The sequence below is a fragment of the Yersinia kristensenii genome (assembly GCF_900460525.1).
Lineage (GTDB): Bacteria > Pseudomonadota > Gammaproteobacteria > Enterobacterales > Enterobacteriaceae > Yersinia > Yersinia kristensenii.
The window spans coordinates 1,405,419-1,430,024 of the sequence record NZ_UHIY01000001.1 but is presented as its reverse complement, the minus strand read 5'-3'; the positions used below and the strand labels follow the sequence as shown (position 1 = coordinate 1,430,024).

Below are 24,606 nucleotides of genomic sequence, written 5' to 3'. Positions count from 1 at the left end.
CAGTATTCTGCGTTATGGTTTTTTATATCGCTAATTTGTGACTGTTTATTATCTTATCTCGCTTCTCAGAAGGAGTTATATTTATGCGTAATTATGATTTGTCACCTTTACTTCGTCAGTGGATTGGTTTTGATAAATTAGCTAACTCAATGCAGGGCGGTCAGGATTCTCAGGGGTTCCCGCCATACAATATTGAGAAAACTGACGATAACCATTATCGCATCTCACTGGCATTAGCCGGTTTTAAACAGAGCGAACTGGATATTGAAGTGGAAGGCCCGCGTTTGACTGTTCGCGGTAAGCCAGCACCGGCTGAAAAACAGGTTGAATACCTGCATCAAGGCTTGGTTCATAAAGAGTTCTCATTGACCTTTACGCTGGCAGAGCATTTGAATGTTGATAATGCTCAATTCGAAAACGGTTTGCTGCACATTGATCTGTTGCGCCAAGTGCCAGAAGCGCTGCAACCACAGCGTATTAGTATTGGCAGCGCCGCTCCACAAGAGCGCCAGGTATTAGATAATCCGGCTGCAACTGAGCAATCTGAACAGCAGTAATAATGATGACCGGTACCCCACTCCGGGGTATCGGTAAAGATTACCCTCTCCTTGTTTTGTCCTTTTAGTATTAAGCTTTTCCGTGTTTGTTTTTTCACCGGAGAGTTTCCTCGCTCTCCGGTGCATTTTGTGGTGTATCCCACATTCACTTTCCTCCCCTTCTGACAAAATCCACACTAACAGTAAGAATTTAAGGCCATGTATGACCCAAATGATATTCCACATGGCCGACCAGTTTTTAAACTTAGGCAAGGAAGTGATTTATGAGTGCTATCGCCCTTACCGTCAGTATGTTGGCGCTGGTCGCCGTATTGGGGTTATGGATCGGTAATTGGAAAATCTATGGTGTGGGGTTAGGTATCGGCGGGGTGTTATTTGGCGGCATTATCGTGGGCCATTTTGCACAAACTTATCAATTAGTTCTCAATGGGGACATGCTGCACTTCATTCAGGAATTTGGTCTTATTCTGTTTGTTTACACCATTGGTATTCAGGTTGGGCCAGGGTTCTTCTCCTCATTGCGGGTCTCGGGGTTGCGGCTTAATTGCTTTGCTATCTTGATGGTGATTGTCGGTGGGTTAGTGACCGCGATTATCCATAAATTATTTGCCGTGCCGCTGCCTATCATTTTGGGCATATTTTCAGGTGCGGTCACTAACACCCCGGCACTTGGGGCGGCACAGCAAATCCTCACTGATTTAGGCTCGCCACCGCAATTGGTCAGCCAAATGGGGATGGGTTATGCCATGGCCTATCCATTCGGCATTTGCGGTATTTTGCTGGTGATGTGGCTGATTCGTTTATTCTTTAAAATCAATGTCGATCGCGAAGCAAAAGAGTTTGATAGCAGTCACGGGCAGAACCGCGAGTTGCTACAAACCATGAATGTGGCGGTGCGTAACCCCAATCTGCATGGGCTATCCGTACAAGATGTGCCACTGCTCAACAGTGATGAAGTGGTCTGTTCCCGCTTGAAACGCGGTGATTTACTGATGGTGCCGTTGCCAGCCACAGTGATTGAGCTGGGCGATTATCTGCATTTGGTCGGGCAGCGCGAAGCTTTGGAGAAAGTACGGCTGGTGGTCGGGGAAGAGGTGGATGTCACCTTATCGACCGCCGGTACGGTATTGCAAACTGCCCGGGTGGTGGTGACCAATGAGGCGGTGCTGGGTAAGAAAATCCGCGACCTTAATCTGAAGCAAAAGTATGACGTGGCCATTACCCGTTTAAACCGTGCCGGGATTGAACTGGTTGCCAGTAATAGCGCCAGCTTACAATTCGGTGACATTCTTAATCTGGTTGGCCGCCCAGAATCTATTGAGGCGGTATCTGCTGTCGTCGGTAACGCACAACAGAAACTACAACAAGTTCAGATGCTTCCGGTGTTTATCGGCGTGGGGCTAGGGGTGTTGTTAGGGTCAATTCCACTGTTTATTCCGGGGTTCCCTGCCGCTTTGCGTCTGGGTTTAGCGGGTGGCCCGCTGGTGGTCGCGCTTATTCTGGGGCGTATTGGCAGCATCGGAAAGCTGTATTGGTTTATGCCGCCGAGTGCCAACCTGGCCCTGCGTGAGCTAGGAATTGTGTTGTTTTTATCAGTGGTCGGGCTGAAGTCTGGCGGTGATTTTATCAACACTCTGGTGAATGGTGACGGACTGGCGTGGATTGGCTACGGTGCGATGATTACCGGGATACCATTACTGACGGTGGGGATTTTAGCGCGTATGTTGGCTAAGATGAACTACCTGACATTGTGCGGCATGTTAGCCGGTTCAATGACTGATCCACCGGCGCTGGCCTTTGCCAATGGCCTGCATCCGACCAGTGGTGCAGCAGCACTGTCTTATGCAACAGTTTACCCGCTGGCGATGTTCTTACGCATTATGTCGCCGCAGATACTTGCCGTGCTGTTCTGGACACTGTAATGGATGAACGATTCTCATGCGTATATGGTGTTAATACAGTGAGAACAGGCAGATCGTAAAGACGCCGTAAACCCTTCCCTGGGGGCTCGAGCCGCGCCATCCGTGGCGCGGACGCTTTACTCTTCTGCCTATCTTCACCGTATAGAAACTAAGGTGATATTTTCCAAAGGAATAGCAAGATATGTAATTTTCTGCTTAATAATCACTTCGCTTCCTGAAACGCCAGCTCAACCTCTTCGGCTAAAATCGCTACACCTTTTTCGATATCTTCCGGTGCTGGGACATAATTCATCCGCATGCACTGATGGGTATGTGGCCAGTCATATTCCAGACCGGGGAAGAAGTAGTGGCCCGGCACCATCAACACCCCGCGCTTTTTCAAGCGTTGATATAGCAGCTCGGTGCTGATCGGCAAATCTTTAAACCACAACCAGAGGAATATCGCCCCTTCCGGTTTGTGGATCAAGCAGCGCTCCGGCGGTAAGTATTTGCGCAGGATAGCAATAGTTTGCTGTACCCGCTCAAAGTAGAATGGCTGGATGACCTCTTTGGATAAACGTAGCAAATCCCCACGCGCAATCATTTCGGCGGCAATAGCTGGCCCCATGCTGCCCGGTGATAAGCTGATAATGCCATTCATGTTGGTCAGCGCCGCAATGACTTTCTCATCGGCAATCACAATCCCGCAGCGCGAACCTGGCAGACCCAGCTTCGACAAGCTCATGCATAGAATGATATTCGGGTTCCACAGTGGAGTCGCATCGGTAAAGATAATGCCGGGGAATGGCACGCCATAAGCGTTATCAATCAATAACGGAATACCGCGTTGCTGAGCAATAGAATCAAGGCCGATTAACTCATCGTCAGTAATCACATTCCCGGTCGGGTTAGTGGGCCGCGAGACGCATATCAGGCCAATATCATCGGTAATATTGAGATGCTCAAAATCGACGTGATATTTGAATTGTCCTTCGGGCAGTAGCTCAATATTGGGCTTGGCGGAGACGAATAAATCTTCGTCGAGCCCCGCGTCTGCATATCCGAGATACTCGGGTGCCAGTGGGAATAATACCCGCCGACGGGTGCCATCGGCATAGCGGCCAGCGAAGAGATTAAATAAGTAGAAAAACGCGCTTTGACTACCATTTGTCAGTGCAATATTCTGTGGCTCAATTTGCCAACCCAGCTCATCTTGCAGCATTGTTGCCAATGCTTTCAGCAGTAAATCTTTACCTTGTGGCCCATCGTAATTGCACAACGCCTCGGTCAGTTTCCCGCTTTCCAGCATGTCCTGACAAAGTTGTTGAAAGTAAGCATCCATCTCAGGAATATGTGCCGGATTACCTCCGCCAAGCATGATAGAACCTGGGGTTCTCAGGCCGTCGTTGAGGTCGTCCATCAATCTGGTAATGCCCGCGTAGCGGGTGAATTTGTCGCCGAAAAGTGAAAACTTCATAAATGAAAATTTATTGTTATCCGTAAGTGAACAACTACCATACTCGCAGATAAAAACGGACGCAATGCGGAAAGGTTTCTTCCTGCCGCGTGAAAATATCGGCAGGAAGTGTTATTGCAAAATAATATACTAAATCACTCTTTTTTGTCTCCCACCCAAACCACTAAGACTTTATCACCTTGATGTTGGCGGCTAAAAGCATAGTAATCAGCGGTTTGTTGAGATTGCTGCACGCCAGCACCGATGGCCGGATGGCGAGCGCGGAACTGACTGACTTTTTGCCAGTGCGCCAACAGCGCGCCTTTTTCACCCGTCAGCTCATCCCAGTTCATATCCGAGCGAGTTCCCTGCAAGGGGTCAGAGCCGGTTGGGCCGAATTCTCGCCCGCTTTCATCACCATAGAAAATTTGCACCGCCCCTGGAGCCAGCAGTAGCAGATCGCCCGCGCGTTGTTGTTTCACCAATGACTGTTGCGCGTCATCTTTAAAAAAGAGCCGAGTATCATGGGATGAAATGTAGCTCAATACATTGAAATCTTGCAGTTTATCCGCCATTTGCTGATAAGTGCCGTCAATGGATGAGAAGCACGTCAGCGCCTGTTTAGCTTGATCCTGAAAATCAAAATTAATCATGGCATCGAAGCCATTTTGGTAATAATCACTTTTCATCACCCCGTGGCCCCAAGCTTCTCCCGTCATCCAGAATGGCAAGTCGTCCAGCGCTTGATCGGGGTGAGCCGCTTTCCACTCGGCCAGAGCGGCTGCGCTTTGCTGCTTAAGTTGTTGCCAGGCGGGCTTCTCGACATGTTTGGCGGTATCAACACGAAAACCGTCAATACCATAATCGCGAACCCATTGGCTTAACCAATAAGTAAGGTAATCACGCGGTGTGGCACCGGCAATTTCCCGTGCGGCAGTATCCGGTTTATGGCGGTAAAACACCGGTAAACCACTGGGTTGTGTGGATTCTGTTTTGATGTCCGGCAGGAAAGCCAGCGACATGGTCAGGTCGTCATAACCGGGGGAGTCATAATCGCCAATATCCGTACGGATCCACTTATTACCCCACCAGTTGTCCCAGGCGGCTTTATCACTGAAATTGATATAATCATTAAAACTATGCCAGTTTTGCCCTTTGCCCGGGGTCCAGTCAGTCCAATTTTTACCCAGTGTTTTTTCTATCTGGTCGCCATGCAGATACAGCGCACCGAACTGGTAGCTCTGCATATCCGCCAGAGTGGCATATCCCACATGATTCATCACCACATCAAATAGAATGCGAATGCCGCGCTTATGGGCTTGCTCAACCAGTTTATGCAAATCTTGTTCGGTGCCCATATTGGCATCCAAACGTGACCAATCCAGGCCGTAATAACCATGATAGGCATAATGTGGGAAATCACCCTTGGTACCGCCGCCAACCCAGCCATGAATTTGCTCCAGCGGGGAGGTTATCCACAATGCATTGACGCCAAGTTGTTGCAGGTAATCAAGTTTTTCGGTAAGACCGGCCAAATCTCCGCCGTGGAAAGTGCCTATTTCCTCCATACCATCACCATGGCGACCATAGCTGTGGTCATTGTCGGGGTTGCCGTTTTTAAAGCGATCCGTCAGGGCAAAATAAACCGTGGCATTTTGCCAACTAAATGGCGCAGCTTGCTGGGTTTGGGCTGATTCTAATAACAGTAAACCCCCGCTCTCAGGAGTGGGTTGCAGAGTGATTTTACCGAGGGAAACTTTCGTGGTTTGGCCGGAGTAGAAATCCCGCACCATTTCACCTTCCGCGAAGGTTTTACTGACGTCAATCGTCACCGGTTTGCCGTCCCAGCGCTGGCAACTGTGTGTCACAACTTTGACGGTTTCCGCCACCGGTTCTTTGATGCTCAAAGTGAGGGTGGGGGTGCCGCTGCGGGTATCAATCCGCACCTGATATTGGCCATCGCGGAACAGCTTCCACTGGATATCGGCCTGATTCTGGCAAGGTTGCAGCGAAAATGTCTGATTTAATTTTACTGGGCCGGTCGGCTGCCAACACTGTTTATCTTGGTGAAATTTAAGAAGATACTCCCCTTTTGTCAAAGCGCTACTACTCAGGAAAACGCCACTATCTTGTTCAGTAAACGCCGGGAAATGGGGGAGTGACCAGTTCGCCATCACTGCTGGTGACAAAACCAGTAGCAAAGGGAACGTAAGATATTTCATAACGCGTTTTCCTTGAGTCTGAGAAACGTATAAAGTTTTATGAATATCAGAGTGCCAGACGGCGAAGAAATAGCCTCATCCCTAGGGTATTTTTATAGGGAGGAGGGCAGCGGAGGATAAGTTTTTGACACTTTTAGTTGACGGTTTTTTAGCCTAAACTACAATGTATACATTGTAATTTTCAGTGCGGAGAGAAAAATGAGCGTTATGTCAGTCAGAATACCTGATGAGCTTGCTAACCAATTGTCGTTACTGGCAGAAGCTACCGGGCGTACCAAGTCTTATTTGGCCGGACAGGCAATTCAGGATTTTCTGGATCGTGAGGCATGGCAAATTACAGAAATAAAACAAGCTATTATCGAAGCGGATCAGCAAGATTTTTTCTCTGAAAATGAGATGAGTACACTTTTTAAAAAAATGGGTGTGGCCATTCAGGATAAGGATAAATAATGAATGTGAAATGGCTAAGGAAAGCTGCTGCAAACTTACAACACGAGTATCAGTGGTTATATGAGCGAAACCCTATCGCGGCGCAAAATTTTGTCAATGAAATCCATAAATTAACTTCATTATTAACCACTCAACCTTCAATGGGGCGCGTAGGAAGAGTAATGGGCACACGGGAATTAGTTTTGCATAACTTCCCTTATTTACTGCCTTATCGAGTCAAAAGTGGGGAAATTCAAATACTCCGTATATTTCATACTTATCGAGAACCACCCAAAGTCAGAGGAGGGTGATAAATGGCCTGCTAGCAGGCCAGTGGGGGTGTTTAAGCTTTCTGTAAAACCTGCGGGTTGACGCAGTTTTCTGTGACGGTGCCAGTCAGCGCAGCAATCAGGTTATCCACAGCGCAGGCGGCCATGTTGTAGCGAGTTTCGTGGGTGGCGGAACCAATATGCGGCACAGCCACCACATTAGGTAATTTGAGTAATGGTGAATCCGCCGGTAGAGGTTCTTGTTCAAACACATCCAGCCCAGCACCATGAATCGTGCCCTCTTGTAGGGCGGCAATCAGTGCTTGTTCATCCACTACTGGCCCACGGCCTGCATTGATCAAGATGGCGCTGGATTTCATTTTAGCCAGCTGTTCACGACCAATCATATGATAAGTCTGCTCGGTCATCGGCAAAGTAATGCAGAGGAAATCGACTTCAGCCAGCAATGTATCGAGTGAGCAGCGGCGAGCACCAAAGCGCTTTTCAGCTTCTTCATGTGGGCGGCGGCTGGTGTACAGCACCGGCATGCTGAAACCAAAATGCGCCCGCTGGGCTAGCGCCATGCCAATCCGGCCCATGCCGAGAATACCCATAGTTTTATGATGAACATCGACGCCAAACCAGTCATCACCAATGCTATCTTGCCACTCACCGGCTTTCACGCGCTCCGCCAGCTCGACCACCCGACGAGCGGTGGAAAGCACCAGGGTCATCATGGTGTCAGCCACTGTTTCGGTCAGCACTGTCGGCGTGTGCATTAATACGATCCCGCGCTGGCTCAGTGCATCTACAGCAAAATTATCATAACCGACGGAAATGGTTGAAGCAGCGCGCAGCCGTGGTGCTAATTGCAAGAAAGCCTGGTCGATTTTACCGCCAGAACCGATAAGCCCTTCCGCCTGTTGCAGTGCAGCCAATAGCTCTGGCTGATTATCTGAAGATAAACCCTCAAAACTGTTTACGGTAAAATGTTGCTCTAAACGCTGATGCAGATCAGCGGGAATACTTTTGTACAGCACAATAGACGGCTTCATCGCAAGCTCCAATGATTTACCCTTCGTACTTGAAGCCGCAGGGGGTGGGCTTCACCCGTATCACTTATTTGTAGTTGACCTTACATAAATAAGCTCATCGGGATTTGCTCACTTACCGCCTACCTGCAACCTCAATGACTTTGGGTAAATAGGATTAAGATTTAAAGCCAGAATAACAGCAAAGGCCGGTGCGGGATCAAGCGCTAATCACCCTTATAATGTTACGACTAATGAAAAAACCAACCTGTTTGAGCAGGTTGGCTTCAATCATTTGTTATGCTTCGTGGCTGGCGGCGCTGTTAACTGAAAGCGTCGGCGAGCGAATGGCGGCGCAACGTAGCGCGGTGATAATCGCCAGTGCTGGGGCAATGGCATACAGAGTAAATAGCCAGTGAGCGGTGTTTTCAGCGCCCGCGACCCCGCCGGGGAAGTTGAGACCAGAAAGGTTGGCCACCATTCCGGCTATTGCCGCCCCCACTGCGGTGGCAAACATCTGTACCGTGGTAATCGAGGCCCCGGCGATATCTTTATCTTCTTCAGCAGCTACTTGCAGAATGCGAGTCAGCAGATGCGGCCAGCCAAAACCAATACCGAAACCCACTAATGTCAGCGCAATGGCGATAGGCCTCATCTGCGGCCACCCCCCTAATGAGCTTATCGGCATCAGAATGGCGAGCGCAATGATCCCTACCAGTACAATGATTGGGCCGCTGATAATCGCCCAACGAATACCTGATTTCTTCCAGCCAGCACTCATTACCTCAGAAATTGTCCAGCCCGCCGCCATCGTGGCCGCGATATAGCCAGAAATTAGCGGTGATTGACCATGCAAGGTTTGTAAGAAGTAAGGGACAAAAATCTCGCAGGTAATGCCGATCGCCAGTAACGAGATGGTGATATAGAGCGCCGCCAAGGGGGAATTTAAGCGTAATGCGCCTTTTGGCAGTAAACGTGAGGTGGCGCGGGATTCTATGCGCAATAACAGCACCAACAGTAAGACCGCCAACACGATGCCCAGCAGATTCGTCAGACCGCTACTGGCAATACTGCTGGCGGAAATTGTCAGGACAATTGCGGTTAATAGCACCAACTGGGTTATCGGTAATGCTGAGGTGACGGCGGTGCTGGATCGCCCCTTAGGCAGAATGCGCCAGGTAAAAATGGCATAAATCAGTGTCACGGGTAGCAACGTCCAGAAGGCAAATCGCCAGGCGTTCATCTCCGCGAATATCCCACCAATAGCGGGGCCAATCAGTGTTGCCACCCCCCACATTCCTGAAATGAGCGCCATTGCTCTGGGCCACAATGATTGTGGAAATACTAGATTAATCATGGCGTAAGAGAGTGCGAACAGAAACCCACCGCCCAGCCCCTGCACGGTTCGGCCAACCAGCATCAGCGGCATGTTGGGTGCCATGGCACATAAGGCACTGCCCAGCATAAAGGTCAGTGAGGCAAACAAATACGCGCTACGTGCGCCGTAACCACTGAGTAAACGGGCAGAAAGTGCGGAACCGAGGATTGACGCGGTGACAAACAGGGTGGTGTTCCAGGCATATAAATTCAGACCATTAATTTCGAGCACCACCGACGGTAAAATCGTGGTGGCGATATAAATATTGATGGCGTGTAACACTACGCCGCCTGACAGGGCTATGGCAAAAGCCGCGTTCTTGCCGGAGAACAAATCACTCCAACGGCTTGCATCATTCATTATCACGTTTTCCATCCTGCCAGAAATCTGGTTGTTGAGTTGGTGTTGTGGTTACGATAAAATTAAACAAGATAATTCTTGGAATAACTTAGGCCAGTCATCGATAATAAGTCAAGTATAAGCTTGTAAAATGTTATACTGGCTATCATTCGTTAAAAATAGAAAACACACCCATGATAGCGGGGGAAGATATGAGTATCGACCATTCTACCAGCCAACCACAGTCTGTTGCTGAGCGTCTGTTGATGTTGCTGAAGACTCGCGGCCCCTTGCAAGCTACCGATGCGGGCAAGATCCTCGGCACTACGGGGGAAGCAGCACGGCAACAATTTGTAAAATTGGCTAAAGATGGGCTGGTTGTAGCCGTCGCACAGGCCAAAGGTGTGGGGCGGCCTATCCAACTTTGGCAGCTCACCGATGCAGGAAATGCCCGTTTTCCGGATACTCACGGCGAGTTAACGGTGCAATTATTACGAATGGTGCGCACAAAATTAGGTCAAGAAGCGCTTAATTTACTGATAGATACCCGTGAGCAGGAAACGCGCGAACTGTATTGCCAGGCGATGAAAGGGGCCAATAGTATTGATGAACGGGTGGAGCGGCTGGTGGCGATCCGCTCTCAGGAAGGGTATATGGCGGAGTGCCAAACTCAGGCCGACGGTTCGATATTACTGATTGAAAACCATTGCCCTATTTGTGCTGCGGCAACGACCTGTCAGGGATTCTGTCGAGCGGAATTAGATGTTTTTCGGGAAGTATTACAAGCACCGGTCGAGCGAACTGAGCACATACTTTCGGGCTCACGCCGTTGTGTATATCGTGTTGCAGTCGAATAAGGATGAAATAACCCTGTGCCAGCATGAATCCCGACACAGGGCAGATTTAGAGTTCACCTTTATATATGAAACCCAGTTTATTTTTAACCATGGCTGAGGGTTGTGAAATAACATTGGAACTGAGGGTTTTTTTCCCCTTTTCTTTCAGATAGCGCGCTAATTCTCTGACAGCTGCGGTGCCAGCCCCCCGAACGCTGCCATTTTGATGAGGGTTTAATACATACTGTGGGTGAGTGACCGAGAAATTAATATAGCTTTCTTCACCATTAGCATCATTTAATGAGGCTAATAGGCTAACAATCTTTCCCTTGAGTTTAACCACGACAAATTGATAGTCACTAGAATTATCCGTTAACATAAGATACAGCATTTTACTGGTTATCCTGGCGGCATAGATTGTTCTATCGCGGCTCGTTAATGGTGTCCCGTTATTATCTGCTTGATATTGAACCTGATTATAAAATTGACGCCAGTCATTAATAACCTCGGCTATTTCCTCGGTTAAATTTGTCGCGACATGTTGGTCGCCACCGGGAATGACCGCTATTTCAAAATATAAGTCTTCGGGTCTAACCCATTCGCCATTATCCATAATCAGTGGTGTAGGCGGGTGCACGGGATGAATATAGTTTTCTAAGGGTAAAATATAATCACCCAGTGGTAGACTTTGCGCTGTTTGAGGAGAGGCAAAAGTCTCTTGATTTTCATTGTGCATAAAATAGCGGGCATAATTTAATAATGCATAATCGAAGGCCTCCTCCAATAGAGTGGTCAATGGGCTAAGCCCCAAATCAGATATAGCTTCCTGTACTCTTTCAACCAATCTGGACTCTGTTACTTGGTCAGATCCCGCATAGCCAGTGGTACCATGCTCACTAATACTTTGTAAAACTTGGGTTAAATGCTCGGTTGTCCAATCCAATAAGTTTTCGCCAAAAAGCAATGTAAAATCAGCCAGTAGAATAGACAGCCGGGACCCACAGCGCATTCCTGTTTGACGAGGATAGCGGGCGGCGATAATTGCCTCCACCGAGGTTTTACAGGTTTTTGCCACTGCCGGTAAAGTCACCGCCTGATTATGTAGGTGAGTATCGAGATGGGCTAAGACCAACATTGATGGCGTCGGTTTATCTAATGAAATGCTGGTGGTTTGTACCGCAGCAAGGGGCTTTGCTGAACCGGCCACGACCTGTGTTTTCCCCTCCCCATCGTGGTGAGAAAACTCATTCGCTCCTACCAGTTTATCAAGTTGATTACAGCGGCCCTGAACCACCAAATTATAAATTGCCAGCAAGGGAATACCCACACAGCCGGCGATCCCTAAAGCTCCGCGTTTATCGCGATGAGAATGCTTATTTATCGCCATTATAGTTTTATTCAGTATTAATGGCTGGATATCCTCGGGTATGTTTCCCCGGTCATTATCGGGAATACCATTAATGATGTGTAAATCAGCTAAGTTTCCAGAGGAATATTGAGTGTTAATCCAGAATGGAGTATTGAGGGGGGCGGTTCCTTCAGCTTCAAGGTATTGAAATTCCAATTTTTGGTCATTGAATTTAAACAATAAAGATAAATTGTCGGCGTTATCACTTATTCTCATATTAATAAGTTTACTTTTTTCTGTGGCGTAGAAAAACAGATCTTTCCCAACCACGATGATCTGTGGATAGTCAAAAAATCCCACGCCAAAATTGCTCTCATTATTAATGTCGAAATTCATTAATATAAGTTTATTTATTTCACCAAATTCTGAATCGTATTTTCCTAATGTGCTATTTAATTCGATTTTATTTTCTTTAATCACCACGCAATCTTGTATGCAAAAACCAGGGGAGTCGCGAATTTTAATAGCGCTAATCTGGCCTGCCATGCCCATTTTTTTTAGCCACGCTAAGTCAACTGATTCGGTTAGATTGTAATGAGGTGAATTAAAATGATCATTTTTATAAATAGTAACCTGTGTCTCCGCTGGGATCTTAATGGAAGATATTCTGTCATTGAGATGACTATCTTTCCTATTATAAAGGTCGATAGCTCCCGGTGCTGTCAGACAAAAAGACTCACCCTGGAAATTATCTTCAGCATAGAAACATGTTGGCGCTGATATTATTTCCTTGAAATATAATGGTTCTCCTGTCGATTCTTCCGGGACGATATTTTTTGACTTAGCACTCTCTGAATAAAGTATGGCGAGTAAATAGAGAAATAATGATTTATTCATATTGACTCCATAACGTATATTAAATAATAAAATTTAAAGTTCATCATGCTCAAAGCCCAGCTTTTGTTTCACTCTGGCAGAGGGGTGAGAAAGCACATCTGAATGGATAAATTTGACCCCTTTGCTTTTAAGATAATGGGCTAACCCGTGAACTGCCGCAGTGCCCGCCCCGCGGATACTGCCTTCGGCATCTGCTTTTATAATGAATGTTGGTAAAGTCAATGAGTTTGCCAAATAATAATGTCCTTCCAGCGGTTCATTATTTATGTGATATTTTTCCGCTTCCAGCATATGAATAATTTGTCCATTAACTTTCACGATGACAAATAAATATCCCGGTGTGTTTTCTTCTAAGTGAGTTTTCAATGAATTGCTCGTAATACGTGCAGAGTAAATAATTCTATCTGCGGCGGTCACTGGAATTCTGGTCTCTTGATGGGTTTCCTTATCTTTCGTTAACATCGTGCCATAGGTTAGGGTGTGATATTTTTCGTACCATTCATTGATAACCTCCAGGGAAGCTGCGCGTAGCTCCCTCTCTTCTTCTTGATGTTCTCCTGAGATAATTTCTATTTGAAAAGCCAATGAATCTGATGTTTCCCATTCACCATTTCTGCGAATACGCACCGGCACGGGCTCTGTCATGGGGACATAGGTATCCAGGGACAGCACATAGTGCCCTAAAGGGAGGTTTTGAGCTGCCGAGGGCGTGGTATCTTCACCATTTGTCTGTAAGTAATAGTGGGCAAGTTCCCTTTCTGCATAATGAAATGAGCGAGTGATTTGATTGATAGCCTCAGTTCGCCCGAGTTCTCTCACGCCCCTTCTTATTCCCTGCATCAGCCGTAGTTCTGTTCCGGTATCAATCCCGGCATACCCAGTGCTGTCTGCATCAATAGCGCTATCTAATACCTGACGTAAGCGCTCTATCGACCAATCACGCAAACTACTCCCAAACAGTAAGGTAAAATCGGCCAGTAGCCGCGATAGCCAGGAGCCACAGGCTGGCCCATCTAACTGGCGCGGAAAGCGGCTGCTCACTAAATTTTCCAGCGGAATATGACAAGCTTTTGCTACAGCGGGCAGAGTTAAGCTCTGTTGGTGCAATGAAGGGAGGTCGATATGGGTTAATCTCAGTGTATCAGACTGCTTTTCTGTTTTTGCTGGGAGCGGTTTTAAGGCTGTTGCTGAACCTGCGATTAGCTGCATTTTCGCTTTATCTTGACCAGAAAAAAATGACTTAATACTGGCCCAGGCCGACTCCACCTGATTACAACGCCCATGTACGACTATATTGTAAAGGGCCAAAGGGCCGGATAACAGACAGCCCATAATACCTGCGACTTCCCGTTTGGTTCGGTGGTCATCACTCATTGTGACCAACAGATGGCGATTCATCACTAAGGGGCCGTTGAGAATATTGTTATAAATAGCCAGGTCGGGGAAAACCGCGAGATTATTTTTCCGCTCGGCGTTAAAAATAAGAGTGGGTGATAAGGTGCCCTGGTGAGCAGAATGACTTTCCAGATAATTTATTGCTAATCCTTCATTTGAAACCTCGAAAATGAAGGCAATGGCCGTGCTATCTGGCTGAAGTTTATAATTAATTTGCTGACTATTTATATCAGAGGCAAGAATATACATTTCATCTTCATCAATAGTAATGTCGACGTTATCTTCCAGATTTAAATTGAATGTGGAATAACGATTTAATTCAAAATTAAATAATGCCACTTTATTTTGGTTGTCTTGAATAGCTATTGTGGAAAATAGATCATTCAAAGGAATAACCATTTTACTCGATATTGTGCAATTTTCTTCACAGATTAATAAACTTCTTTTTTCTGCGGTCATTTCTAATTTGTTCTGGTTAATATTTGGAACACTATGATTCAGTTGGTAGGGACAGAATTCCTCATCGATTAAGTTATGGTAATAATGTGAACATTCAGTATTATTTTTTACTGGTGAAGTAGCATAATCAAAAGGTATCTCCAATTCAGAATGAACTAATGGAGATAGTGATATACATAGGAAAAATAACAAATTACGGTTTTTATGCATAATAACTCCGTGTCATTATTGTGCTATATTATTAAGGTGGTTTTAAAACGATAAGTTCAAAGGCTACTATAGAGAGTAGAAAATGAATAAGCTCTTCAATTATCTCTTTATTTGTTTTTTATTCTTTTATAGGGGCGATACTTTTTATTAAGAGCGTTATATTAAATGTATCAAGTGCGAGTGATGAATATTTAATTTAATTAAAGGATGCTAGAATATTTGATGATTTATTTACTAATAGCGCTGCCACTGCATAGTTAAAATAACGCTTTTAGTTTCTGCATTGTAGGCCCGCTCGGTGACAATAAAACCTTGCTTACGATAAAAGTGATAAGCCCGATGATTTTTTTGATAAACCTCCAAAGTTAGCGCTTTATAGTGTTGCTGGATGCTATCCATCAGTATTTTCCCCACCCCTTTACCATAATAGGATTGGTCAACAAACAATGCGCCTACCAGTTGTTCTTCAAGGATACTAATAAACCCGACTATAGTGTTTTCCCCGTCAGCGGGGTCCGATGGGACTTCCTGTGGTAAATATACCCAAGTCCGTGCCGCCGGAAGATAGGTATCTCGCACCAACGAGGCGCTCTCGTGCCAGTATTGTTCGGCAATAAAAGGATGCGCCGCAATCGTGCTGCTCAACCACAATTGCATGACGGCATCAAGATCGTCCGGTTGGTAAGCTCTTATCATTCTACTACGTTATCCGGGTGGCAAAAACAGCTCGCCAGATGATCGTTCACCAGACCACTGGCCTGCATAAAGGCATAGCAAATGGTGGAGCCGATAAACTTAAAACCTCGTTTCTTGAGTGCTTTTGACATCGCATCAGAAATTGGCGTCATTGCCGGGCATTCAGCCAAACACCACCAGTGGTTAATTTGGGGTTTACCGTCGACGAAACTCCAAATAAAACGCGAAAAATCTTCGCCGTTAGCTTCCATTGCCAGATAGGCCTGCGCATTGGTGATAATGGCCTGAATTTTACCGCGGTGGCGGATAATACCGCTGTCCAGCACCAGTTTTTCTACATCGTCCGGCCCCATTTTTGCCACACGCACGGGATCAAAGTTATGGAAGCATTTGCGATAGTGTTCGCGTTTTTTCAACACGGTTATCCACGAAAGCCCGGCTTGTTGGCCTTCAAGGCACAGCATTTCGAATAATGCCTGGCTATCAGTGCGTGGAATTCCCCATTCAGTATCATGATAAGCCAGATAGAGCGGATCAGTCGTTACCCAGCCGCAGCGTTGTAGGCTCATAACTCGTCTTCCTTTTATTGTTTGTCTCAGTCTCCGTGGAGATGATCGCGGTTCATGGGCTGATTAGCAACCTATCGACAGATTCTTTACCGTGGCGGGTATCGCGCAGAATTATCCGTTGGAATCCCATTAAAGACCCGTTTTATCGATAAATCCGCTTTGATTGTTGCATCTTTCCGGATTCTGGCTGTATATCTTACGGTCAACGGGTATACTGGCCCATTCCATTTTAATCCACTTGTATCGCGTGCGAATCCAACATGCAAAAGTTTGATACCAAGACCTTTCAGGGCCTGATCCTGACGTTACAGGACTATTGGGCGCGCCAAGGCTGCACCATTGTTCAACCACTGGACATGGAAGTCGGCGCGGGTACCTCCCACCCAATGACCTGCCTGCGCGCACTTGGCCCAGAGCCAATCGCTGCCGCTTATGTACAACCTTCACGCCGTCCGACCGATGGTCGCTACGGTGAGAACCCGAACCGCCTGCAACACTATTACCAGTTCCAGGTGATTATAAAACCTTCACCAGACAACATTCAGGAACTCTATTTAGGTTCATTGAAGGAGCTGGGCCTCGACCCGCTGATCCACGACATTCGCTTTGTCGAGGACAACTGGGAGAACCCAACGCTGGGTGCTTGGGGCCTGGGCTGGGAAGTGTGGCTGAACGGCATGGAAGTGACTCAGTTCACTTACTTCCAGCAAGTGGGGGGTTTGGAGTGTAAACCGGTCACCGGCGAAATTACTTATGGTCTGGAACGTCTCGCTATGTACATTCAGGGCGTCGACAGTGTTTATGACCTGATTTGGTGTGACGGCCCACTGGGCAAAACCACTTACGGTGATATTTACCATCAAAATGAAGTGGAGCAATCCACCTATAACTTTGAATACGCCGATGTGGACTTCCTGTTCTCCTGCTTTGAGCAGTATGAGAAAGAAGCTCAGTCATTGTTGGCGCTGGAAGTCCCGCTACCGCTGCCGGCTTATGAGCGCATTTTGAAAGCGGGCCACACGTTTAACTTGCTCGACGCCCGTAAAGCCATCTCGGTGACTGAGCGTCAGCGCTATATTCTGCGCATTCGTACGCTGACCAAAGCTGTTGCCGAGGCTTATTATGCCTCCCGCGAAGCATTGGGCTTCCCTATGTGCAAAAAGAATCAGAACTAAGAGGCTGTCATGACTCAACAGACTTTCCTGGTGGAAATCGGCACGGAAGAGCTGCCGCCGAAGGCTCTTCGTTCTCTGGCCGAATCTTTTGCTGCCAATTTTACGGCTGAACTCGATAGCGCCAACTTGCCTCATGGCGAGGTTATTTGGTATGCCGCACCGCGCCGTTTAGCGTTAAAAGTCATTAATTTAAGTGCTTCTCAGGCTGATCGTGAAGTCGAAAAACGCGGCCCGGCAATTGCGCAAGCGTTTGATGCTGAAGGTAAACCAAGCAAAGCGGCAGAAGGTTGGGCGCGCGGTTGTGGTATTACGGTCGATCAAGCAGAGCGTCTGATCACTGATAAAGGTGAATGGCTGCTGTATCGCGCCCATGTAAAAGGGCAATCAGCACAATTATTGCTGGCGGGGATGGTGAGTACTGCGCTGAGCAAATTGCCTATTCCTAAATTGATGCGTTGGGGTGATAAAGAAACCCAATTCGTTCGCCCGGTTCATACCGTGACCCTGCTGTTAGGTTCTGAAGTGATTCCTGGCACCGTGTTGGGTATCGATTCAGACCGAATTATTCGTGGTCACCGCTTTATGGGTGAATCCGAGTTTGCGCTCGATAATGCTGATCAATACCCGCAAGTCTTGCTGGAGCGCGGTAAAGTTATCGCTGATTATGAATTGCGCAAAGCTATCATTAAGCGTGATGCAGAATTGGCGGCACAGAAGATTGGCGGTGTTGCTGATCTGAGTGAAAGCTTGCTGGAAGAAGTCGCGTCACTGGTGGAATGGCCGGTGGTATTGACTGCCAAGTTTGAAGAGAAATTCCTGGCGGTTCCTGCGGAAGCACTGGTGTACACCATGAAGGGTGACCAGAAATATTTCCCAGTTTACGACACTGCCGGTAACTTGCTGCCAAACTTCATCTTTGTTGCCAATATTGAATCGAAAGATCCGCAACAGATTATTTCGGGTAACGAGAAAGTGGTGCGCCCACGTCTGGCGGATGCTGAGTTCTTCTTTAATACTGACCGTAAAAAACGCTTGGAAGACAATTTACCGCGTCTGGAAACCGTGCTGTTCCAACAGCAATTGGGCACCCTGCGCGATAAAACTGATCGTATTCAAGCGCTGGCCGGTTGGGTTGCAGCACAAATTGGTGCAGATGTTAACCATGCTACTCGCGCTGGTTTATTGTCCAAGTGTGACCTGATGACCAATATGGTGTTCGAATTCACTGACACCCAAGGTGTGATGGGGATGCATTATGCCCGTCACGATGGTGAAGCTGAAGACGTTGCGGTTGCACTGAATGAACAATATCAGCCACGTTTTGCGGGCGATGATTTGCCGTCAAATCCGGTTGCTTGTGCATTGGCTATTGCCGATAAAATGGACACGCTGGCCGGGATTTTCGGTATCGGTCAACATCCTAAAGGCGATAAAGACCCATTTGCTCTGCGCCGCGCGGCGTTGGGTGTATTGCGTATTATCGTCGAGAAGAATTTGCCGCTGGATCTGCAAACGCTGACTGAAGAGGCCGTGCGCCTGTATGGTAGCAAGCTAACCAACACCAAAGTGGTCGATGAAGTGATTGAGTTCATGCTGGGCCGCTTCCGCGCCTGGTATCAGGATGAAGGTCATAGCGTTGATACCATTCAGGCAGTATTGGCTCGCCGCCCAACCAAACCAGCTGATTTTGATGCTCGGGTGAAAGCGGTGACTTATTTCCGCACACTAGACGCGGCTGCGGCATTGGCTGCGGCGAACAAACGTGTGTCGAATATTCTGGCGAAATCCACAGATACCCTGAATGATCACGTTCATGCTTCCGTGCTAAAAGAACCGGCGGAACTGAAGCTGGCCACGCATTTGGTGGTATTGCGCGATAAGCTGGAGCCGGTATTTGCTGCGGGTCAATATCAGGAAGCACTGGTCGAGCTGGCCGCTCTGCGGGAAACAGTCGATGAGTTCTTTGATAGTGTAATGGTGATGGACGAAAATGATGCAGTGCGGGTTAACCGTCTGACATTGCTGAGCAAGTTACGCGAACTGTTCTTACAGGTTGCTGATATTTCGCTGTTGCAATAATCCTGTACTCGATCGGCAATAGGGGAGCGTATTGCGCTCCCCTTAGCTATTCTTAACGCTGGAGTTGGGCGATAAGAATAGAATTTTGTGAAAATAAGTACTTACTACAGGAGTAGTTTCACATGACTTTTGCACTGAATACAACCCGATATTCACGTTGGTTAGCGCCAGTACTGGCGTTGCTGGTGGTGTTCCAATTGACCGCCTGCGGGGATAAAGAGCCAGAACAACGTAAGGCTTTTATTGATTATCTGCAAAACACCGTGATGCGCAGTGGGATGAAACTGCCAACACTGAGTGAAGATCAAAAACAGAAGTTTGGCCCTTATGTCAGCGATTACGCGATTTTAGTGACTTTTTCACAGCAACTCAGTAAATCTGTGGATGCTAGCTTGAGCCCCGCTATTGCGCAAATCAATGAGATTCGTATGGCGCAGGACTATCTTAATAAGCGTGATGCATTGCAGCAGTCAGCGGGTGCGCTGAATCTGCTGGTACAGCAGATTCGTACCGCCAAAACACAGGCAGATGCCGCTGTAGCCGCGTTGAAGCAGCCAGATGACTTGAAGGTCGTTTTCAATAAAGCTTTTGATAACATTGTGACTCAACCTACCAATGTGCTCATTCCGGCGGTTCCAGTTGTTTCTGCCTTTGTGCAGGATCTGGCGCAGGTCGGTGATTTCCTGCAACAGCAGGGGACGCAAGTGACCTTCAATAATGGCGGTGTTCAATTCCAGACTGCGCAGCAAGCAGCACAATACAACGCGATGATGGCTAATTTGGTCGCTAAGTACCCGGCGATGATGGCGGCGCAGAAGAGTGTCATGAGTGTTATTCAGTGATGGTTTTGGTTGATTTGATTTGGTGATCGGTTCGGTTGTTAAAGCAACTGAGTTTACTTAACCTGCGATGAACCAACCGGCAAAGGGGCCATAAGCGTGGCCCCTTGTGCAATCCCGCGCTTGCGCACGAATCGCCTGCCCACTGCGTGGGTGCCCTCGATTCATCATTACGCTGGCGGGACGGCTTTACGCGGGTCCTTCCGCGTGACGCCTAAATCCGGCGTCCATGCCGGATTTCCCTTGCTACATTCTTCACTCGGCGGCTCAAATGTGCTTTTAAACTTCAAAACCTAAAGACTATGGTTTTGATTTTCTCTTTTGACCTTGAGCGCAATCAGAAATATTGCCGACAAGGATGGAGGGCCGAGTGAGCGGCCATGGACGGCCGCGAAAAGCGCGCTGGCTCGTCAGCCCGAAAGACGTAGACGGTTTACCCATAGGGCAATATTTCGCGCAAGCCGCAGGTGCAGGAGGGCCGGCTTGCCCTCCTGCTCGGTTGAGGCGGCAAAGCCAGCAATGAAAACAAATCGAATATCAACCGAAACCCGCTCCGGCCGTGAGCAATGATGAACTAATATCAACCGAAACAGTGACTCAGCCAGCTCTAACAACTGAACCTCATCTCTGAATAAATTTTACCTGAAACCCGCTCCAATAATGTGCCCCCTTCCCCCTGTTATTTTATTACACATTTCTACCGAGAGTTGAGTCTGAGAGGTTATTAGCAGGGTGAATGTCTCATCCTTCCTCTACGAACAAAAATAACTTGTGATTAACATCACATTTTCAAAACAAAGGGTCGCCACGAAAGTGTGATATGAATCACTATATTGGCCGCTTGAAGCTTAAAAATTCTCCGTTGTGGCTTTCTTACACCCAAATAGTGTGACATCAATCAACAAATCCACCCCTGTAGTGGGGGTTTTAGTGTGATATTCGTCACATGCCAGGGGTGAGCTACGCGTGAGTAAAGGAGCATGCTAAAGTTTGTTTTGCATACAGCGGGTTTGTATTCAATAACACCGGCGGGTTTTGCAGAACTGCCTCAACAAAACAATTATATCGCGCTCTTATTGTTAGCGCGTACCAATAGGGGTGTTTTATGTTTTCACCAGATGCAAAGGTCAGAGTTCAAAATTTTGGCCGATTCCTCAGTAACATGGTTATGCCCAACATCGGCGCATTTATCGCCTGGGGTATTATCACCGCACTGTTTATCCCAACGGGCTGGCTGCCGAATGAAACGCTAGCCAAACTGGTTGGCCCGATGATCACCTACCTGTTACCACTGCTGATCGGTTTTACCGGTGGCCGTTTGGTCGGTGGTGACCGCGGTGGTGTGGTGGGTGCTATCACCACCATGGGGGTTATCGTTGGTGCTGATATGCCAATGTTCCTCGGTGCAATGATTGCAGGGCCATTGGGTGGCTGGGCAATCAAACACTTTGACCGCTGGGTTGAAGGTAAAATCAAAAGCGGCTTTGAGATGCTGGTTAACAACTTCTCAGCCGGTATTATCGGGATGCTGCTGGCTATTCTAGCCTTTATGGCGATTGGCCCCTTGGTAGAAGTGTTGTCTAAAGCACTGGCTGCTGGCGTGCACATCATGGTGCAGAATAACCTGCTGCCACTGACGTCAATCTTTGTTGAACCGGCCAAAATCCTGTTCCTGAATAACGCTATCAACCACGGTATCTTCTCACCGCTGGGTATCCAGCAGGCGACTGAAACCGGTAAGTCTATCTTCTTCCTGATTGAAGCTAACCCAGGCCCTGGTTTGGGTGTGTTAATGGCTTATATGTTCTTCGGCAAAGGTAACGCCAAGCAATCTGCTGGCGGCGCGGCTATCATCCACTTCTTCGGTGGTATCCACGAAATCTATTTCCCATACGTTTTGATGAACCCACGTTTATTGCTGGCGGTGATTCTGGGCGGTATGACTGGCGTGTTTACGCTGACTCTGTTGAATGGCGGCCTGGTATCTCCAGCGTCTCCGGGTTCTATCCTGGCAGTATTGGCAATGACACCAAAAGGGGCTTATTTTGCCAACATTGCGGCGGTTGCTGCTGCGTTTGCGGTGTCCTTCGTGGTGTCAGCTATCTTGCTGAAAACGTCTAAAGCCAAAGACGAAGAAGAAGACAGCCTGGAAGATGCAACTCGCCGTATGCAAGACATGAAAGCGCAATCTAAAGGCGCACAAGCAGCCAATGCAGCAGCGGCTGCGGGTGACTTGAGCACTGTGCGGAAAATCATTGTTGCCTGTGATGCCGGTATGGGTTCCAGTGCGATGGGTGCCGGTGTGTTGCGTAAGAAAGTGCAAGATGCGGGCCTGAAGCACATCTCGGTCACGAACTGCGCCATCAATAACTTGCCGGAAGATGTTGATTTAGTTATCACGCACCGTGATTTGACTGAGCGAGCAATGCGTCATGCACCGCAAGCACAGCATATCTCGCTGACTAACTTCCTCGACAGCCAGCTGTATACCAACCTGACGGCACGTTTAGTCGAAGTGAGTAACGCGACGGCGACCACACAAAAAGTGATTGAAACGCTGGATGATAGCTTTGAGCCATCAGAAGCCAACCTGTTCAAACTGAGTGCGGGAAATATTTTTCTCAATCAACATGCTACAGATAAAGAGCAAGCTATTCGCTTCGCCGGTGAGCAGTTGGTAAAAGGCGGTTATGTCGAGCCAGAATATGTTGAAGCGATGTTGGAACGTGAAAAACTGAGCTCCACTTATCTGGGCGAATCTATCGCCGTACCACACGGCACCATTGAAGCTAAAGACCGCGTACTGAAGACCGGTGTGGTGTTCTGCCAATACCCTGAGGGTGTACGTTTTGGCGAAGAAGAAGACGAAGTGGCGCGCTTGGTGATTGGTATTGCCGCCCGTAACAATGAGCATATTCATGTGATTACCAGCCTGACCAACGCGCTGGATGATGACTCTGTCATTGAGCGCTTAAGTAAAACGACTGACGTACAAGAAGTGTTGGACTTATTAGGCGGTAAAAAATAGCTTGGCGGTAAAAAGTCACTGGGTGGAAAAGTCACCCAGTTGTAACTGAACATACTTTACATAATTCGAGTTGCAGGAAGGCGGCAAGCGAATAACAAATTGGTCAGGAACCGATTTGAACAGCATTTATGCTAGCCCGCAGGGTGAGCCTCATTAATCCCGATGAGTTGACTCGAGTCAATGATTCGGGTTGGAGATAGCAGCCAACGCACATGCAGCTTGAAGTATGACGAGTATAGGGCCGTGGGGAGTACGCGGCCCTTTCACAGCCACACAGTTAAAGGTAACGAATATGAAAGCATTACATTTTGGCGCAGGTAACATTGGCCGGGGCTTCATTGGTAAACTTCTTGCTGATGCCGGTGCACAACTCACTTTCGCCGATGTGAACCAGCCGTTGTTGGATGAACTGAATAAGCGTAAGAGTTATCAGGTTAATGTGGTGGGTGAGCAAGCCCGTGTTGAAGAAGTGAAAAATGTTAGCGCAGTGAACAGTGGTAGCCCGGAAGTGGTGGCACTGATTGCTGATGCTGATATTGTCACCACCGCGGTTGGCCCACAAATTTTAGCTCGCATCGCCGGCACCGTGGCACAAGGTTTGGTGACCCGTCATCAACAAGGTAATACCCGCCCACTGAATATTATTGCCTGTGAGAATATGGTGCGCGGCACCAGCCAGTTAAAACAACATGTTTTTGCTGCCTTGCCAGAAAGTGAGCAGGCGTGGGTGGAGCAACATGTTGGTTTTGTTGATTCTGCGGTAGACCGCATCGTGCCGCCATCAGAAGCGGGCAGCACTGATATTCTGGCCGTGACCGTAGAAACATTCAGCGAGTGGATTGTTGATGGTACCCAGTTTAAAGGGCAGCCACCGCAAATCGCCGGTATGGAACTGACTGACAACCTGATGGCCTTCGTGGAGCGCAAACTCTTCACGCTGAACACCGGGCATGCCATTACCGCCTATTTGGGCCAGCTTGCCGGGCACCAAACCATTCGTGATGCCATTCTTGATCCCGCCGTTCGCCAGACAGTAAAGGGCGCGATGGAAGAGAGCGGCGCAGTGCTGATCAAGCGCTATGCTTTTGATCCGCAGAAACATGCGGCTTATATCGATAAGATTCTCTCCCGTTTCGAAAACCCTTACCTGCATGACGATGTTGAGCGCGTTGGCCGTCAGCCATTGCGTAAATTGAGTGCCGGTGACCGATTGATCAAGCCGCTGTTGGGGACGTTGGAATATCAATTGCCACATAATAACCTGGTGACCGGCATTGCTGCCGCAATGAGTTATCGCAGTGAGCAAGATCCGCAAGCGCAGGAACTGGTTGAATTACTGGCTAAATTAGGGCCAAAAGCCACTCTTGCTCAAATTTCCGGTCTGCCAGCTGATAGCGAGGTTGTGGAACAGGCGGTGAGTGTGTATAACGCCATGCAGGACAAGCTGGCGCACTAATTCCGTTTCGTTAGGGGATATACCCTAAATAGTTCAA

General features: G+C 47.9%; 18 protein-coding genes. 10 read left to right on the top strand and 8 right to left on the bottom strand.

Annotated features, from left to right (window positions below):
• The first annotated feature begins 83 nt into the window (after nucleotides 1–83).
• Nucleotides 84–557 (top strand): small heat shock chaperone IbpB, encoded by a 474-nt coding sequence (ibpB, locus tag DX162_RS06600; protein WP_004392984.1) that lies wholly within the window; start codon nucleotides 84–86, stop codon nucleotides 555–557.
• A 263-nt stretch (nucleotides 558–820) separates the two neighbouring features.
• Nucleotides 821–2,479 (top strand): putative transporter, encoded by a 1,659-nt coding sequence (locus DX162_RS06595; RefSeq protein ID WP_004392987.1) that lies wholly within the window; start codon nucleotides 821–823, stop codon nucleotides 2,477–2,479.
• A 202-nt stretch (nucleotides 2,480–2,681) separates the two neighbouring features.
• Here the strand turns inward: DX162_RS06595 and DX162_RS06590 are convergent, their stop codons facing one another.
• Together DX162_RS06590 and DX162_RS06585 are read right to left on the bottom strand one after the other, a co-directional pair.
• A complete protein-coding gene (locus DX162_RS06590; RefSeq protein ID WP_004392988.1) occupies nucleotides 2,682–3,935 on the bottom strand; it encodes a valine--pyruvate transaminase in 1,254 nt (417 codons plus the stop codon).
• A 134-nt stretch (nucleotides 3,936–4,069) separates the two neighbouring features.
• Nucleotides 4,070–6,136 (bottom strand): alpha-amylase, encoded by a 2,067-nt coding sequence (locus DX162_RS06585; RefSeq protein WP_004392990.1) that lies wholly within the window; start codon nucleotides 6,134–6,136, stop codon nucleotides 4,070–4,072.
• 198 nt (nucleotides 6,137–6,334) lie between these two features.
• Here DX162_RS06585 and DX162_RS06580 point away from each other — a divergent pair, with 198 nt between their 5' ends.
• Both DX162_RS06580 and DX162_RS06575 read left to right on the top strand, forming a co-directional pair.
• Nucleotides 6,335–6,586: a CopG family ribbon-helix-helix protein gene (locus DX162_RS06580; protein ID WP_032821091.1), complete on the top strand. Its 252-nt coding sequence runs from the start codon at nucleotides 6,335–6,337 to the stop codon at nucleotides 6,584–6,586.
• The gene (locus tag DX162_RS06575; RefSeq protein WP_032821092.1) at nucleotides 6,586–6,876 is read left to right on the top strand and encodes a type II toxin-antitoxin system RelE/ParE family toxin; all 291 of its coding nucleotides are present in this window, start codon (nucleotides 6,586–6,588) and stop codon (nucleotides 6,874–6,876) included. Before DX162_RS06580 ends, DX162_RS06575 begins: the two co-directional genes overlap by 1 nt.
• Before the next feature lie 32 nt (nucleotides 6,877–6,908).
• Here the strand turns inward: DX162_RS06575 and ghrB are convergent, their stop codons facing one another.
• Both ghrB and DX162_RS06565 read right to left on the bottom strand, forming a co-directional pair.
• Nucleotides 6,909–7,889, bottom strand: a complete 981-nt coding sequence (ghrB, locus tag DX162_RS06570; RefSeq protein WP_004392992.1) for a glyoxylate/hydroxypyruvate reductase GhrB — start codon at nucleotides 7,887–7,889, stop codon at nucleotides 6,909–6,911.
• A gap of 274 nt (nucleotides 7,890–8,163) precedes the next feature.
• Nucleotides 8,164–9,603, bottom strand: coding sequence for an MFS transporter (locus tag DX162_RS06565; protein WP_032821094.1), 1,440 nt, complete (start codon nucleotides 9,601–9,603; stop codon nucleotides 8,164–8,166).
• A gap of 191 nt (nucleotides 9,604–9,794) precedes the next feature.
• Here DX162_RS06565 and DX162_RS06560 point away from each other — a divergent pair, with 191 nt between their 5' ends.
• Complete coding sequence (locus DX162_RS06560) at nucleotides 9,795–10,439, top strand: helix-turn-helix transcriptional regulator (protein ID WP_032821095.1); 645 nt, start codon at nucleotides 9,795–9,797, stop codon at nucleotides 10,437–10,439.
• 46 nt (nucleotides 10,440–10,485) lie between these two features.
• On the opposite strand, the gene DX162_RS06555 is transcribed toward DX162_RS06560, so the two are convergent.
• The 4 genes from DX162_RS06555 to DX162_RS06540 all read right to left on the bottom strand — a co-directional run bounded on the left by DX162_RS06555 (nucleotide 10,486) and on the right by DX162_RS06540 (nucleotide 15,992).
• Entirely contained in the window at nucleotides 10,486–12,663 is a 2,178-nt protein-coding gene (locus DX162_RS06555) for a beta/gamma crystallin domain-containing protein (protein WP_032821097.1), read from the bottom strand.
• A gap of 33 nt (nucleotides 12,664–12,696) precedes the next feature.
• Complete coding sequence (locus DX162_RS06550) at nucleotides 12,697–14,727, bottom strand: GNAT family N-acetyltransferase (protein WP_032821098.1); 2,031 nt, start codon at nucleotides 14,725–14,727, stop codon at nucleotides 12,697–12,699.
• Between the two features lie 234 nt (nucleotides 14,728–14,961).
• Nucleotides 14,962–15,423, bottom strand: coding sequence for an N-acetyltransferase (locus tag DX162_RS06545; RefSeq protein WP_032821099.1), 462 nt, complete (start codon nucleotides 15,421–15,423; stop codon nucleotides 14,962–14,964).
• Nucleotides 15,420–15,992, bottom strand: coding sequence for a DNA-3-methyladenine glycosylase I (locus DX162_RS06540; RefSeq protein WP_004393002.1), 573 nt, complete (start codon nucleotides 15,990–15,992; stop codon nucleotides 15,420–15,422). Before DX162_RS06540 ends, DX162_RS06545 begins: the two co-directional genes overlap by 4 nt.
• Nucleotides 15,993–16,252: 260 nt before the next feature.
• Here DX162_RS06540 and glyQ point away from each other — a divergent pair, with 260 nt between their 5' ends.
• The 5 genes from glyQ (at nucleotide 16,253) to DX162_RS06505 (ending at nucleotide 24,569) form a co-directional block, all read left to right on the top strand.
• Complete coding sequence (gene glyQ / locus DX162_RS06535) at nucleotides 16,253–17,167, top strand: glycine--tRNA ligase subunit alpha (RefSeq protein ID WP_004393008.1); 915 nt, start codon at nucleotides 16,253–16,255, stop codon at nucleotides 17,165–17,167.
• A 9-nt stretch (nucleotides 17,168–17,176) separates the two neighbouring features.
• Nucleotides 17,177–19,246, top strand: a complete 2,070-nt coding sequence (glyS, locus tag DX162_RS06530; RefSeq protein WP_004393009.1) for a glycine--tRNA ligase subunit beta — start codon at nucleotides 17,177–17,179, stop codon at nucleotides 19,244–19,246.
• Nucleotides 19,247–19,368: 122 nt separating this feature from the next.
• Nucleotides 19,369–20,088 (top strand): DUF3053 domain-containing protein, encoded by a 720-nt coding sequence (locus DX162_RS06525; protein WP_004393010.1) that lies wholly within the window; start codon nucleotides 19,369–19,371, stop codon nucleotides 20,086–20,088.
• A gap of 1,102 nt (nucleotides 20,089–21,190) precedes the next feature.
• Nucleotides 21,191–23,113, top strand: a complete 1,923-nt coding sequence (locus tag DX162_RS06515) for a PTS mannitol transporter subunit IICBA (RefSeq protein WP_049558545.1) — start codon at nucleotides 21,191–21,193, stop codon at nucleotides 23,111–23,113.
• Nucleotides 23,114–23,405: 292 nt separating this feature from the next.
• A complete protein-coding gene (locus tag DX162_RS06505; RefSeq protein ID WP_004391131.1) occupies nucleotides 23,406–24,569 on the top strand; it encodes a mannitol-1-phosphate 5-dehydrogenase in 1,164 nt (387 codons plus the stop codon).
• Nucleotides 24,570–24,606 lie beyond the last annotated feature (37 nt).

Coding starts and splice junctions, on each gene's coding strand:
- DX162_RS06515 (WP_049558545.1), top strand. CDS start 21,191: ATGTTTTCACCAGATGCAAAGGTCAGAGTTCAAAATTTTGGCCGATTC.
- DX162_RS06525 (WP_004393010.1), top strand. CDS start 19,369: ATGACTTTTGCACTGAATACAACCCGATATTCACGTTGGTTAGCGCCA.
- DX162_RS06590 (WP_004392988.1), bottom strand. CDS start 3,935: ATGAAGTTTTCACTTTTCGGCGACAAATTCACCCGCTACGCGGGCATT.
- DX162_RS06505 (WP_004391131.1), top strand. CDS start 23,406: ATGAAAGCATTACATTTTGGCGCAGGTAACATTGGCCGGGGCTTCATT.
- ibpB (WP_004392984.1), top strand. CDS start 84: ATGCGTAATTATGATTTGTCACCTTTACTTCGTCAGTGGATTGGTTTT.
- DX162_RS06545 (WP_032821099.1), bottom strand. CDS start 15,423: ATGATAAGAGCTTACCAACCGGACGATCTTGATGCCGTCATGCAATTG.
- DX162_RS06595 (WP_004392987.1), top strand. CDS start 821: ATGAGTGCTATCGCCCTTACCGTCAGTATGTTGGCGCTGGTCGCCGTA.
- DX162_RS06555 (WP_032821097.1), bottom strand. CDS start 12,663: ATGAATAAATCATTATTTCTCTATTTACTCGCCATACTTTATTCAGAG.
- DX162_RS06560 (WP_032821095.1), top strand. CDS start 9,795: ATGAGTATCGACCATTCTACCAGCCAACCACAGTCTGTTGCTGAGCGT.
- DX162_RS06580 (WP_032821091.1), top strand. CDS start 6,335: ATGAGCGTTATGTCAGTCAGAATACCTGATGAGCTTGCTAACCAATTG.
- glyQ (WP_004393008.1), top strand. CDS start 16,253: ATGCAAAAGTTTGATACCAAGACCTTTCAGGGCCTGATCCTGACGTTA.
- glyS (WP_004393009.1), top strand. CDS start 17,177: ATGACTCAACAGACTTTCCTGGTGGAAATCGGCACGGAAGAGCTGCCG.
- DX162_RS06565 (WP_032821094.1), bottom strand. CDS start 9,603: ATGAATGATGCAAGCCGTTGGAGTGATTTGTTCTCCGGCAAGAACGCG.
- DX162_RS06575 (WP_032821092.1), top strand. CDS start 6,586: ATGAATGTGAAATGGCTAAGGAAAGCTGCTGCAAACTTACAACACGAG.
- DX162_RS06550 (WP_032821098.1), bottom strand. CDS start 14,727: ATGCATAAAAACCGTAATTTGTTATTTTTCCTATGTATATCACTATCT.
- DX162_RS06585 (WP_004392990.1), bottom strand. CDS start 6,136: ATGAAATATCTTACGTTCCCTTTGCTACTGGTTTTGTCACCAGCAGTG.
- ghrB (WP_004392992.1), bottom strand. CDS start 7,889: ATGAAGCCGTCTATTGTGCTGTACAAAAGTATTCCCGCTGATCTGCAT.
- DX162_RS06540 (WP_004393002.1), bottom strand. CDS start 15,992: ATGAGCCTACAACGCTGCGGCTGGGTAACGACTGATCCGCTCTATCTG.